The organism is Saccharothrix espanaensis DSM 44229 (genome assembly GCF_000328705.1).
Taxonomy (GTDB): domain Bacteria; phylum Actinomycetota; class Actinomycetes; order Mycobacteriales; family Pseudonocardiaceae; genus Actinosynnema; species Actinosynnema espanaense.
In genome coordinates this window covers 7,282,244-7,295,029 of the sequence record NC_019673.1, presented here as the reverse complement: position 1 = coordinate 7,295,029, position 12,786 = coordinate 7,282,244, and the positions used below count along the sequence as shown (strand labels likewise).

The 12,786-nt window shown below is 72.4% G+C and carries 8 protein-coding genes; 7 read left to right on the top strand and 1 reads right to left on the bottom strand.

Annotated features, from left to right (window positions below):
• The first annotated feature begins 175 nt into the window (after positions 1 to 175).
• From BN6_RS31595 to BN6_RS31580, 4 genes are all read left to right on the top strand, one after another.
• Positions 176 to 3,886: an nSTAND1 domain-containing NTPase gene (locus BN6_RS31595; RefSeq protein ID WP_015103911.1), complete on the top strand. Its 3,711-nt coding sequence runs from the start codon at positions 176 to 178 to the stop codon at positions 3,884 to 3,886.
• A gap of 161 nt (positions 3,887 to 4,047) precedes the next feature.
• On the top strand, positions 4,048 to 4,818 hold the full coding sequence (locus BN6_RS31590; RefSeq protein WP_015103910.1) for an ABC transporter permease: 771 nt from the start codon (positions 4,048 to 4,050) through the stop codon (positions 4,816 to 4,818).
• On the top strand, positions 4,815 to 5,612 hold the full coding sequence (locus BN6_RS31585; protein ID WP_015103909.1) for an ABC transporter permease: 798 nt from the start codon (positions 4,815 to 4,817) through the stop codon (positions 5,610 to 5,612). The genes BN6_RS31590 and BN6_RS31585 overlap by 4 nt, the downstream gene beginning before the upstream one ends.
• A gap of 1 nt (position 5,613) precedes the next feature.
• Positions 5,614 to 6,498 carry an ABC transporter ATP-binding protein gene (locus BN6_RS31580; RefSeq protein WP_015103908.1) on the top strand — a complete coding sequence of 295 codons (885 nt, stop codon included), beginning with the start codon at positions 5,614 to 5,616 and terminating at the stop codon, positions 6,496 to 6,498.
• Between the two features lie 87 nt (positions 6,499 to 6,585).
• Here BN6_RS31580 and BN6_RS31575 read toward each other — a convergent pair whose 3' ends face one another.
• Positions 6,586 to 7,788, bottom strand: a complete 1,203-nt coding sequence (locus BN6_RS31575; protein WP_015103907.1) for a 4-hydroxybenzoate 3-monooxygenase — start codon at positions 7,786 to 7,788, stop codon at positions 6,586 to 6,588.
• Between the two features lie 188 nt (positions 7,789 to 7,976).
• Here BN6_RS31575 and BN6_RS31570 point away from each other — a divergent pair, with 188 nt between their 5' ends.
• From BN6_RS31570 to BN6_RS31560, 3 genes are all read left to right on the top strand, one after another.
• Positions 7,977 to 9,002 carry an ABC transporter substrate-binding protein gene (locus tag BN6_RS31570; RefSeq protein ID WP_015103906.1) on the top strand — a complete coding sequence of 342 codons (1,026 nt, stop codon included), beginning with the start codon at positions 7,977 to 7,979 and terminating at the stop codon, positions 9,000 to 9,002.
• A gap of 258 nt (positions 9,003 to 9,260) precedes the next feature.
• Positions 9,261 to 12,359 carry a nitrate- and nitrite sensing domain-containing protein gene (locus BN6_RS31565; RefSeq protein WP_015103905.1) on the top strand — a complete coding sequence of 1,033 codons (3,099 nt, stop codon included), beginning with the start codon at positions 9,261 to 9,263 and terminating at the stop codon, positions 12,357 to 12,359.
• Positions 12,356 to 12,778 (top strand): roadblock/LC7 domain-containing protein, encoded by a 423-nt coding sequence (locus BN6_RS31560; protein ID WP_015103904.1) that lies wholly within the window; start codon positions 12,356 to 12,358, stop codon positions 12,776 to 12,778. The genes BN6_RS31565 and BN6_RS31560 overlap by 4 nt, the downstream gene beginning before the upstream one ends.
• Positions 12,779 to 12,786 lie beyond the last annotated feature (8 nt).

The following is a 12,786-nucleotide window of genomic DNA, read 5'->3' as shown; positions in this document are numbered from 1 at the left end:
TCGTCGCGGTGGAGGCGCCCGGACCGGGCGCCTGGTCCGGGCGCCTCCACCCTCCCCCTGGTCGTACCCCCTCCGACCACGTCCATTGCTACGGCACCCGGGTTGTTCAGTGTCGGGGCGTGGACGCTGAACAGGCTTCTCTGAACAATCGGCCCCCGGTGACGAGGGGGCGGCGATGGCCAGGCGGGAGAGCCCGTTAGACGAGGGCGCGGGCGAGTTGGGCGTGTTCGCCGGGCAGTTGCGCAAGTTGCGCGAGCAGGCGGGCAGCCCGACCTACCGGCAGTTGAGCCGCAACGCGCACTACTCGGCGGCGGCGCTGTCGGAGGCGGCGAACGGCCGCAAGCGGCCCAGTCTCGCGGTGACCCTCGCCTACGTGCGGGCCTGCGGCGGGGACGTCGGGTGGTGGGAGGAGCGCTGGCGGGAACTCGCCGCCGGCGACCGCGCTCCCTCCCCGACCGACCGGCACGCGCCCCCGTACGCCGGGTTGGCCGCCTTCCAGGTGGGTGACGCCGACCGGTTCTTCGGCCGCGACCGGCTGGTGGGCGAGCTGGTCGAGCTGGTCGCGAACCGCCGGTTCGTCGGCGTGTTCGGCGCGTCCGGCTCGGGCAAGTCCTCGCTGCTGCGGGCCGGGCTGGCGGCTCGGGCCACCGGGCCGGTGCTGGTGGTGACGCCCGGCGCGCGGCCGGTCGAGGAGCTGGCGGTGCACGTCGCCGCGTTCGCCGGGAAACCACCGGGGTCGCTGGTCGAGGAGTTCACCGCCTACCCGCAGAACCTGCACCTGCGGGTCCGCCAGCGGCTGGTCGCCGGCGACGACGACCTGCTGCTCGTGGTCGACCAGCTCGAAGAGCTGTTCACGGTCTGCCCGGACCCGGCGCAGCGGACCGCGTTCCTGGCCGCCCTGACCACCGCCGCGGCCGCCCCGACCAGCCGGCTCCGGGTGGTGCTCGGCGTGCGGGCGGACTTCCTCGGGCACTGCGGCCGCTACCCGGAGCTGGTGGCGGCGCTGCGCGGCGGCCACGTCCTGGTCGGTCCGATGACCGCCGACGAGCTGCGCGAGGCGATCGTCGAACCGGCCGCGGCGGCCGGCTGCAAGGTCGAGACGGCGCTGGTCACCCGGCTGGTGTCGGACGCGGCGGGCCAGCCGGCCGCGCTGCCGCTGGTGTCGCACGCGCTGCTGGAGACCTGGCGGCGGCGGCGCGGGATGGCGCTGACGCTGACCGGGTACGAGGCGGCGGGCGGGGTCGAGCACTCCGTGGCGCGCAGCGCGGAAGCCGTCTACCTGGGGTTGACCGAGCCGCGGCGGGCGCTGGCCAAGCAGGTGTTCCTGCGGTTGGTGGCGGTCGACGCGGGCTCGGCGGACGTGAAGCGGCGGGTGGCCCGCGACGAGGTCGACCACCCGGAGGTGCTCGCCGTGCTGGCCGACGCCCGGCTGGTGGTGCTGGACCGGGACACCGTCGAGGTGGCGCACGAGGCGCTGATCCGGAGCTGGCCCCGGCTGCGCGACTGGATCGCCGAGGACCGGGCGGGGCTGCGGGTGCAGCGGATGCTCACCGAGGCGACCCGGGTGTGGGAGGCCTTCGACCGCGAGCCGGGCTCGCTCTACCGGGGCGCGCGGCTGGCCGTGGCCCGGGAGTGGGCGGCGGGCCCCACCGCCCGGCCGACCCCGGCCGAGGCCCGGTTCCTCGACGCGAGCATCGGGGCGCAGGAGGCGGTCGCCGCCGCCGAGACCCGGCGCACCCGGCGGTTGCGGCAGCTCATCGGCGTGCTCGGGGTGTTGTTGCTGCTGGCGGGCCTGTCCACGGTCCGGGCCGGGCGGGCGGAGCTGGCGGCGACCGAGCAGCTGCACATCGCGATGGCCCGCAAGGTGCTCAGCGAGGCGGCCGGGCTGCGTGACCAGAACCCGGCGCTCGCGTTGCAGCTCACCCTGGCCGCGCACCGCCTGCGGCCGCTGCCTGAGACCCGCGACGCGCTGTTCGACGCGTTCACCACGCCGTACTCGACGCGCGTCGCGCCGGGGCGGCGGCTCGAGGTGAACGCGGCCCGGTCGCTGCTGGCCCTGGTCGGCGACGGGGCCGACCCCGACATCGACCTGTGGGACTTCGCCGACCCGCACCGCCCGGTCCGGCGCGGTGTCGTGCCCGGCATGGGGGACCTGGCGTTCCGCCGCGACGGCCGGCTGCTCGCGGTCACCGGCCGGCACCCGGTGCTGGTGGACGTCGCCGACCCGGGCAACCCCCGGGAGGTGGGCCGGCTGGTCCACCCCGAGGTCGACGACAGCCCGGTCTCGGTCGCGTTCGCGCCGGGCGGCCGTTACCTGGCGGTCGGCTACCAGCACCGCTCACCGGTGGTGTGGGACCTCGCGGACCTGCGCCGGCCGGTGCCCGGCCCGGACCTCGGCGCGCTGCCCGGCCTGGCCGGCGCCGCGTGGGACACCGCGGCGTTCCTCACCGACGACGTGCTGCTGGTCCAGGACGCCGGGCGGATCCGGCTGTGCCGGCTGTCCGACCCCGGCCGGCCGGTCGAGTTCGCCCCGCACGACGGCCGGGCGACGGCGTTCGCGGTCGCCGCCGACGCGCGGGTGGTCGTCACGGCGGGGGAGGACCGGGGCGTGGACGTGTGGGACTTCGCCGACCTGGAGCACCCGGTGCGCACCGCGTCGGTCGACCACGCCTCGGGCGTGATCCGCCGGCTCGCGCTGGGCGAGGGCGGGCGCGCGCTGGTCGTCGGGGCCGACGACCGCACCGGCGGGATCTGGGACCTGACCGACCGGACCGCGCCCGCGCTGCTCACCGACCTGACCGGCCGGCTCGGCGACACGCTCGCGCTCGGCGTCGGCGGGCGGGCGGTGGTCGTCGCGGGCCTGGACGGGACCGCCCGGCTGATGGACTTCGCCGACCTGCCGCTGGGCCAGCCGACCCGGATCCGGGCGGTCGACGTCGCCGCCGGGCGCGGCCTCGCCCTCACCCTCGACGTCGAGGGGGTGCTGCGGCTGGCCGACATCTCCGGGCCGCGCGGCCTGCGCACCGCGTGGCGGCTGACCCGGCACCCCGGCCCGGTGCTGGCCGCCGCGCTCAGTCCGGGCGGCGACCGGCTGGTCACGATCGGGGCGGGCCAGGTGGCCCGGGTCTGGCGGACCACCAACCCGGCCGCGCCCGAGCAGGTCGGCGAGTTCCCCGGCGGGTCCGCCGTGCGGTTCAGCCCGGACGGCGCGTTCTTCGCGGTCGGTGCGCCCGGCGGCGGGTTCGACCTGCGCGGCACCGCCACGCTGGGGATCGTCTCGCGCGCCCGGACCGCCGTCGACGAGGTGCCCGGCGTGGCCGAGTTCGCCTTCGACCCGGCCGGCGGCCGGCTGCTGGTCTCCACCCAGGACGGTCGGATCGCGGTGTGGGACGTGAGCGACCCGATCCGGCCCGCGCGCAGGCCCGGCGCGATCGGGTTCACCACGTCCTCGCGGGCGGCCGTCGGACCGGGCGGGCACCCGGTGGTCGTGGACGAGCGGCGGCGGGCGGTGCACTGGCGGGAGGTGCCGGGGCAGCCCGACTCGGTGGTGCGCGGCGACCTGATGGGCGACGTGCGGTCGCTGGCGGTGGGCGGTTCGCTCGCGGCGGCCGCCGCCTCGGACGGCGACGTGCACCTGTTCGAGCTCGCCGCGACAGCCCCGCCGCGCGAGGTCGCCGTGCTGTCCGGGAAGGAGGGCGGCACCCCGCTGGCGTTCGGGCCGGACGGGCACACGCTGGTCACCGGGGTCGGCACGTCGATCGTGCTGCGCGAGACCGACCCCCGCCGGGTCGAGGAGCGGATCTGCGCGACCGCCCACCCCAGGATGACCGCCGACGAGTGGCGCGGGCACTTCCCGGACCTGCCGTTCCGCCCGCCGTGCCCCTAGCCGGCCGGTCGCCGGAGGCGCCGGCGGCCCGGCGGCCCACCGCCCGGACCGGTGAACATTCGTGACAGTGATTTGTCGTGCACTCATTGTCGCGATGGGTGCCGACTCTCTAGATTGAGCCGCGTTGGCTGGGGTTGATCAACTGGAAGTAGGCGTTGCGCGTGCGTGCGCTCACCCGAGGACTGCTCGGTGTGGCCGGGTTCCTCGTCATCTGGGAGCTGTTCGGCCGGTCACGGCTGGTTCCCGCGGAGTATCTGCCGCCACCTTCCGTGGTGGGGGTCGAGTTAGCCCGGCTGTTGGGCGACCAGGCGTTCTTACGCGACGTGATCGCGACCGTGCTGGCGCTGCTGATCGCGGTGGGACTGTCCGCCGGCATCGCCGTCCCCTTGGGACTGGTGCTGGGCAGCGTCCCCGCGGTGCGGCACGCGACCCGCGCGGTGGTCGAGTTCCTGCGGCCGATCCCGTCGGTGGCGCTGATCCCGCTGGCGATCCTGGTCCTCGGCATCGGGCCGGAGTTGAAGATCACGCTCGCCGTGTACGCGGCGGTGTGGCCCATCCTGTTCAACACGATCTACGCGCTCGACGAGCTGGACCCGCTGCTCGTGGAGACCGCCCGGGTGTTCGGCACCGGCCGGGTCCGGGTGCTGTTCTCGGTGGCGCTGCCCAGTTCGCTGCCGTTCGTCCTCACCGGAATCCGGTTGGCCGCCACGACCTGCCTGGTCGTGCTGGTCAGCGTCGAACTGCTGGCGGGCGGTTCCGGTGGCGGCCTCGGGCAGTTCATCATGGACGCGCGCAGCGGCGCGGGGCGGATGGACCTGGTCCTGGCCGGGACCGTGGTCGCGGGTGTGATCGGGTTCGCGGTCAACGAGGGCCTGGAACGCGCGCAACGCCGCTGGGTCGCGTGGAGCACGGTCACCGGAGGCCGGTCATGACCCGTTTCGTCCAGCGCTGGGCGGTGTTCGCGGGCCTCGTCGTGGTCTGGGAACTGCTGACCTGGGTGGCCGACGACCCGTTCTTCCCGCGTCCCACCGTGATCGCCGAATCGGCGTGGACGCTGTGGCTGTCCGGTCCCGCGGACCACCTGTTCCTCACCGACACGGTGTTCGAGCACGTGTTCCCGAGCCTGGGCCGGCTGCTCGCCGGGTGGGGCATCGCCGCCCTGATCGGCATCTCGCTCGGCGTGGCGCTCGGCCGGTCCGCCGCCGCCATGCAGTACGCCGGGCCGCTGTTGACCTTCCTGCGCTCCATCCCCCCGCCGGCCCTGGTGCCGGTGTTCCTGCTGGTCTTCAGCGTCGGCACGCAGATGCAGCTCGCCACGATCGTGTTCGGCGTGCTGTGGCCGATCCTGCTCAACAGCGTCGACGGCGCCCGCTCCGTCGACGCGACCAAGTCCGAGACCTCGGCGGTGTTCCGCATCCCCAAGGCGCAATGGGTCCTCGGTGTCGTCCTGCCGGCCGCCGCGCCCAAGATCTTCGCCGGGCTCCGGGTCAGCCTGTCGCTGTCCCTGGTCCTGATGGTCGTCTCGGAACTGGTCGGCACCGACAACGGGATCGGGTCGCAACTCCTCGTCGCCCAGCGGGAGTTCGACTTCCCCGACATGTGGGCCGGGATCGTCCTCCTGGGAGTCCTCGGCTACGTCCTCAACACCGTGCTCCTGGTCTTCGAGCGCCGCGCCCTGTCGTGGCAGCCGAAGCGGGAGCGCACCCCCGCGACGGTGGAGGCTTGACATGACCGCGATGTTGTCCGTGGCCGATCTCGGCCATACCTACCAGGCGAAGGACGGTGCCCACACCGCCATCGCCGACCTCTCGTTCACCGTGGGGCCGGGTGAGCTGGTCTGCGTGGTCGGCCCGTCCGGCTGCGGCAAGTCCACGCTGCTGCGCACCATCTCCGGCCTGGTCCGCCCGACCAGGGGCGAGGTGACCCTGCACGGCAACGCGGTGCTGGGGGTGCCCGACGACCTGGCCGTGGTGTTCCAGGACTACAGCCGCTCGCTGTTCCCGTGGCTGTCGGTGCAGAAGAACGTCGAGTTCCCGCTCAAGCGCTCGCTGGGCCGCTCCGCGCGCCGCGCGCGGGCCGCCGAGGCGCTGGAGTGGGTGGGACTGTCCAAGGCGCACCGCAAGTACCCGTGGCAGCTCTCCGGCGGGATGCAGCAGCGGGTCGCGATCGCGCGGGCGCTGGCCTACCGGCCGGCCCTGCTGCTGATGGACGAGCCGTTCGCGTCGGTCGACGCGCAGACCCGGTTCGAGCTGGAGGACCTGCTGCTCAAGGTCAAGGCCGAGCACGACACGACGGTGCTGGTGGTCACCCACGACATCGACGAGAGCGTGTACCTGGGCGACCGGATCCTGGTGCTCTCCGGCTCGCCCGCGTCCGTCGTGGCGGACCTGCCGGTGCGGTTGCCCGCGCCGCGCGACCAGATCACCACGCGCGAGTCCGACGCGTTCGTGGGGTTGCGCGCGGAGGTGGCGCGGTTGTTGAACGTCGGCAAGGGTTCGGGTGAGGTGCGCGCCCGCCGCAAGGCCGACGAGCAGTCCGCGGCGAAATGGGCGGAGGCCGAGCGCGCCGAGGTTTCCCGCGCCGAGGCGGAGGACCGCGCCGCGTCGTCCTGAATTGTGCTGCCACCGCCGGGGGCGGACGATTCTTTCGCCGGAATCGCCCGCCCCCGGCGGTTGTCGCGGTGGGGTGCGGGACCCTCTTCAGGGGCCGACGTAGTTTTGGGCGAAATACCCGGCGGACGACCCGGACCCGATGAGGTGTTCGAGTCGCGCCTGGCCCAATCGGCTCAGGAACGGCTCCGGCGAGCGGTGGATCATGAAGACCATCCACTGCGAGAACTCCTGGGCACGCCACACCCGGCGCAGGCAGGTGTCCGAGTACTCGTTCAGTCCAGTCTCGTCACCCGATCGGTGGAAAGCGGTGAGGGCGGCGGCCAGCACCTCGGCGTCGTGCAAAGCGAGGTTCATTCCCTTTGCGCCCACCGGCGTGATGATGTGGGCCGCGTCGCCGAGAAGGTACAGGTTGCCGTGGTTCATCGGTTCGACCACATGGCTGCGCATGTCCAGGATGCGCTTCTCGATGATCCGGCCCTCGGTCAACGACCAGTCCGAGTCGTGCAGCGCGAACCGCTTGTGCAACTCGGTCCAGACCCGCTCGTCGGACCAGTTGTCCACCGTGTCGTCCACCGGCACCTGGAGGTAGTAGCGCGACACCGTCGCGCTGCGCAGCATGTGCCCGGCGAAACCGTCCGGGTGCAGCGCGTAGATCACCTTGTGCGTCGACGGCGGCGCCTCGGCCAGGATCGACAGCCACTCGATCCCGTGCTGGTGGGAGAACTCCTGGATGGCCCCGGCGGGGATGCTGCGCCGGGTCACCCCGTGGAAGCCGTCGGCGCCGGCGATGAACGAGCAGTCCAGCCGCTCCGCGCGGCCGTCGGCGGAGGTCCAGGTCAGCGACGGCTCGCCGCTCTCGATGTCGTGCAGCTCGACGTCGGTGACGCTGAACCGGACGTCACCGCCGCCCGCCACGTACGCGCCCACCAGGTCCTTGACGACCTCCTGCTGGGGGTAGACGTAGTGCGTCTGCCCGTCGTAGAGCGACGAGTAGTCCACCTCGTAGGCCCGCCCGTTGACCCGGAACTCGCACGCCCCGTGCCGGTCGGCCTCGGCCAGCAGCCGGTCGGCCAGGCCGTGGTCGTCCAGCATCCGGACGGCCCGGTGCTCGATGACTCCCGCGCGGGGGCGCGTCTCGACGTGCTCGCGGGTGCCCCGCTCCAGCACCACGCAGGGGATCCCGGCCTGCTGGAGCAGGTTCCCCAAGGTCAGTCCGGCCGGTCCCGCGCCGACGATCCCCACCGGACGCCGGTTGCTCTGTACGGCCCATTCCCCATCAAGATCGCTCACCGCGTACCCCAACCTCTGGACAGCCTGTGCAAAGATGCTCACCGAAGGTAGTGGATCAGCCTTCGAGTGTCGGTCGACTGGGGTCTTGTCGAACCACCAAAGTCACTTTGAGTGGGTTCTGCACTGACCACCTGTCGCCCGTGCATCCTGCCCCCGCACTGTCGCCACTCCAACAGGAGATGCCCCCCATGACTCGAAGAGTCGGCCTCTCGGCAAGAAGGATCATCGGCGGACTGACCGCGCTCACGATGCTCGCCGTGGTCTCCGGCTGTGGTCTGCTCGGCGGTTCCACGGACAAGCCGACGGACGGCGCCGCCGCTCCGGGCAAGGTCGAAAAGACCAAGATCAAGCTTGGTCTGCTGCCGATCCTCGACGTCGCCTCGGTGCACGTCGCGATCAAGAAGGGCTACTTCAAGGACGAGGGCCTGGAAGTGGAGCCGGTCTCGATCCAGGGTGGCGCCGCGGCCATCCCGGGTCTGGTCAACGGTGAGCTGGACATCACGTTCGGCAACTGGGTCTCGTTCTTCGCCGCGCAGGCCAAGGACGTGGCCAAGGGCGTGGACGGCCTGAAGCTGATCAACGACGGCTACCAGGCCAAGCCCGAGATGTTCCTGATCCTCACCGGCCCGGACTCGACCATCAAGTCGCCCAAGGACCTGGCCGGCAAGACGATCGCGATCAACACGTTCAAGAACATCGCCGAGCTCACCGCGAAGGCGACCCTGGAGGCCAACGACGTCGACCCCAAGTCGGTGACCTTCAAGGAGTTCCCGTTCCCGGACATGCAGGCGGCGCTGCAGAACAAGACCGTCGACGCCGCCTTCATGGTCGAGCCGTTCATCAGCAAGGCCCAGCGCGCGATCGGCGCGATCACGGTGCTCGACGCCGCGTCCGGCCCGACGGACGGCATCCCGGTCGCGGGCTACGGCACGACCGGCAAGTTCGCCAAGGAGAACCCGAACACCGTCGCCGCGTTCCAGCGCGCGCTGACCAAGGGCCAGCGCGACGCGGCCGACCGCCCCACGGTCGAGCCGCTGCTGGTGGAGTACGCCAAGGTCGACAAGGAAACCGCCAGCCTGGTTCACTTCGGTGAGTTCCCCACCACGCTCGACGCGACCCGCCTGCAGCGGGTGGCGACGCTGATGAAAACCTATGGTCTGCTGGAGAAGGACTTCGACGTCAAGCCGATGCTGGTGGCCGCGTCGGGTAGCTGACCCGGTCGCGGGGGAGCCCGGCGACGGGCTCCCCCGCGACGCGTTATCCGTTCGGGTCGGTGGCGTGAAAAAGCCGTGAACGCGGGTTAGCGATCGTTTAGCCCGCGACCCGCGGCGGTGCGGGACAATGGTTGATTTGCAAAATACCGGCGTCCTCGTCCGAACGGCGGTATGACTCCGGGGGATTTTCCACCAAGATCCACCGGGTTTGTAAGGACGTGTCGTTAACTGGCTGGGGGGCTGGGGAGTGTGCTGACGGTGCGCGGTCACGATGACCACGCCTCCGGGAGTGAACCGGAGCGGATTGAGCCCGACGAGACGGTGGACGCCGTTCCGCCCGAACCGGGTCCGAGCACAGGCACCACCGCGCCCGCCGACCGGGAGATCTCCCGGTGGCGCCTGCGCAACTGGAGGCTGCGCAGCAAGCTGGCCGTGGTGCTCCTGGTGCCCGCGCTGAGCACGCTGACCCTCGCGGGCCTGCGGCTCAACACCCAGCTCGACGACGTCGAGCTCTACGGCAAGGTGCAGCGCGAACTCCAGCTGTCCGCCCAGGCCGCCGCCGTGTCCGACGCGCTCCAGCTCGAACGCGACGCCGCGGTGTGGTTCGTCGCGGGCGGGCGCGCGGACAACAGCGCCGACCTGGTCGCCCGATCCGCGAAGGTCGACCAGGAGGTCGGCGAGTACCGCGAGGTCGCCGCGTCCACCTCGGGCATCGACGAGAGCGTGCGCGAGTCGTTCCAGAAGTCGCTGCAGTCCCTCGACGGCCTGTCCGCGCTGCGCAACACCACGCTGACCACGAAGTACCCCGACATCTCGGTGGCCAGCGCCTACGGCCAGGTGCTCAGCGCCCTCGCCCAGGTGCACCGGACCACCGCCAGCAGCCTCAGCAACGAGGAGATCACCCCGCTCTCCGGCGCCAACCTCGCGCTCTACAGCGCGAAGGAACAGCTCTTCCAGCAGAACGCGATCCTGCTGTCCACCGCGAAGCGCGGCGAGTTCGCGCCCGGACAGGTCAACGCCCTGCGCGCCGCCCAGTCCCGGTTGGACGCCGCGCTCACCGACTTCGCCAACACCTCCACCCAGGAGAACCGCCAGCGGTACTCCGACACGGTGTCCGGTGCCGCCGTGGACGCCCGCAGCCGGCTGGTCCAGCTCGCCCTCGTGCAGCAGGACGAGTCCGGCGAGGTGTCCATCTCCGACGCCGAGGTCATGCGGGTCGGCGAGGAGACCGGCGCGCTCTACCGGCAGATCTCGCTCGACATCGAGCAGCAGGCCGACCGGACCGCGGTGAACCTCACCGAAGGCGCCCGCGGCGCCGCCTGGCGCGACGCGGCCCTGGTCGCCGTCGCCCTGCTGCTCGCCTTCGCCCTGATGGCCTTCGTCGCCCGCTCGATGCTCACGCCGCTGCGCGTGCTGCGCCGCGCCGCCATGGACGTCGCCCGCAACCGCCTGCCCGAGGCGATCAAGCGCATCCGGACCCACCGCGACCCCGCCCGCGCCGCCGAGGAGTCGCTGGTGCCGGTGCCCATCCACACCACCGAAGAGGTCGGCCAGGTCGCGCGGGCGTTCGACGCCGTGCAGCGCGAAGCCGTCCGACTCGCGGTCGAGCAGGTGGCGCTGCGCGCGAACGTCAACGACATGTTCATCAACCTCTCGCGCCGCTCCCAGGCGCTGGTCGAGCGGCAGATCACCGTCATCGACCGGCTGGAGCAGGACGAGCAGGACCCCGACCAGCTGGCCAGCCTGTTCGAACTGGACCACCTGGCCACCCAGATGCGCCGCAACAGCGAGAACCTCCTGGTGCTCTCCGGCACCACGGTCAACCGCCGGGTCACCCGGCCGGTGCCCATCAACGAGGTGCTCGGCGCGGCCGTGTCCGAGGTCGAGAAGTACGCCCGCGTCCAGGTCGCGCCCGCGCCCGAGCTCAAGGTCCAGGGCCGCGTGGTCAACGACCTCGCGCACCTCATCGCCGAGCTGCTGGACAACGCCACCGCGTTCTCCAAGCCCACCACCAAGGTGACCGTCCGGGCCATCGAGACCCGGCGCGGCGAGGTGTCCATCCGCATCCACGACCGCGGCGTCGGCATGCAGGAGCAGGACATCATCGACTCGAACATCAAGCTCGCCGAACCGCCCGAGGTCGACGTGTCCGTCGCCCGCGAGATGGGCCTGTACGTCGTCGGCCAGCTCGCCAAGCGGCACGAGATCCGGGTGACGCTGACCAACAACGACGACATAGAGGGTGGCGTGACCGCCCAGGTCGTGCTGCCCGTGTCGCTGCTGCACCGCGGCCCCGAACCGCTGGCCGCCCGGCCCGCGCCCGCCCTCCCGCAGCGCCAGGCGCCGCTGGAGATCGAGGGCAGCGGCGTCGGCGTGCTCGCCGGCGTCCCCAAGTGGACACCCGACCAGGCACCCGCGTCCTTCACCGCACCCGACGCCACCCCCGCGCCGTTCCCGGCCCCCGCCGAGACCGCCGCCCCGTACCCGCAGGTCGTGCAAGCCCCGGCCGACGAGGGCCCGAACTACTTCCAGGTCGAGCAGACCCCCGCGGCCGACCTGTTCACCGCCACCGTCGTCGAGACCCAGCCGCCCGCCCAAGGCGCCATCGACTACTCCTACCCCGGCACGGCCGCGGCGCCGCCGATCGTCGTGGAGGAAGACGACGCGTCCACCCAGCGGCTGCCGATCTACGAGGACGTGCTGTCACGCTGGTTCCAGGGCACCGAGGGAGCGGAGGCGGCGGTGCACGGCGAACTGGGCGACACCGTCCCGCCGGAGACCCCGGCCGAGCGGACCATGTTCGCCGACCGGGTCGACCTGGTCGGCCCCGACCCGTCCGCCGAACCGACCGTGTACGCCGACCGCGTCGACCTCATCGGCGACCCCGACCGCCCCGAGAAGCCGGAGAAGGTGGAGCGGGTCAGCCCGACACCCACCGCCGCCGGCCTCCCCAAGCGCGCCCCCGCCCCGTCCCCGGTGCCCGCCACCACCACCGGCTGGGGCCCCGCCGACGAGGGCTGGTCCGCCGCCGGCGACAAGCTCAAGTCCGAAGTGGACGACACCACCACCGCCGGCCTGCCCAAGCGGGTGCCCAACGCCCGCCTGATGCCCGGCTCCCTGAGCGCGCCGCCGCAGCGCCCCTCCTCGCCGTCCGCCAACGGGAGCTCGGCCGCCTCGGGCGTGGCCACCGCCGCCCCGCCCCGCCGGTCCGCCGACCGGCTGCGCCAGCGGTTCGCCACCTACCAGCGCGGCATCCAACTGGGCCGCGAGTCCGCCGACGAAAACGGGATGCCCTGGGAAGGCGCGCCGTTCGGCAACGGAGAAAACCCCGGCAACCAAGGCAAGGAGCAGACGTGACCACCGCAGCCGAGGAACTGGACAACTTCAGTTGGCTGGTCGACGACTTCGTGAGCCGCGTCGCGGGCGTGGCGCACGCGATCGTCGTCTCCGCGGACGGCCTGTTGCTCGCGTCCTCGGAACGGCTCCCGATCGACCGCGCGGAACAGCTCGCGGCCGTGGCGTCCGGTCTGGTCAGCCTCAACCTCGGCGCGGCGCGCTGCTTCGAGGCGGGCGACGTGAAGCAGACCGTGGTCGAGATGGAACGGGGCTACCTGTTCCTGATGTCGATCAGCGACGGCTCGTGCCTGGCGGTGCTGGCCGCGCCCAACTGCGACATCGGCCTCATCGGCTATGCGATGACCCGCCTGGTCGAGCGGGTGGGCGTGCAGCTCACCCCGGAGATCAGGTCCCAACTGCACGTCGCGATGCGTGGCTAGATCCTCTC

Bases quoted from the DNA above. Each gene is read 5' to 3' on its own strand.
- BN6_RS31595 (WP_015103911.1), top strand. From the start codon at position 176: ATGGCCAGGCGGGAGAGCCCGTTAGACGAGGGCGCGGGCGAGTTGGGC.
- BN6_RS31585 (WP_015103909.1), top strand. From the start codon at position 4,815: ATGACCCGTTTCGTCCAGCGCTGGGCGGTGTTCGCGGGCCTCGTCGTG.
- BN6_RS31580 (WP_015103908.1), top strand. From the start codon at position 5,614: ATGACCGCGATGTTGTCCGTGGCCGATCTCGGCCATACCTACCAGGCG.
- BN6_RS31570 (WP_015103906.1), top strand. From the start codon at position 7,977: ATGACTCGAAGAGTCGGCCTCTCGGCAAGAAGGATCATCGGCGGACTG.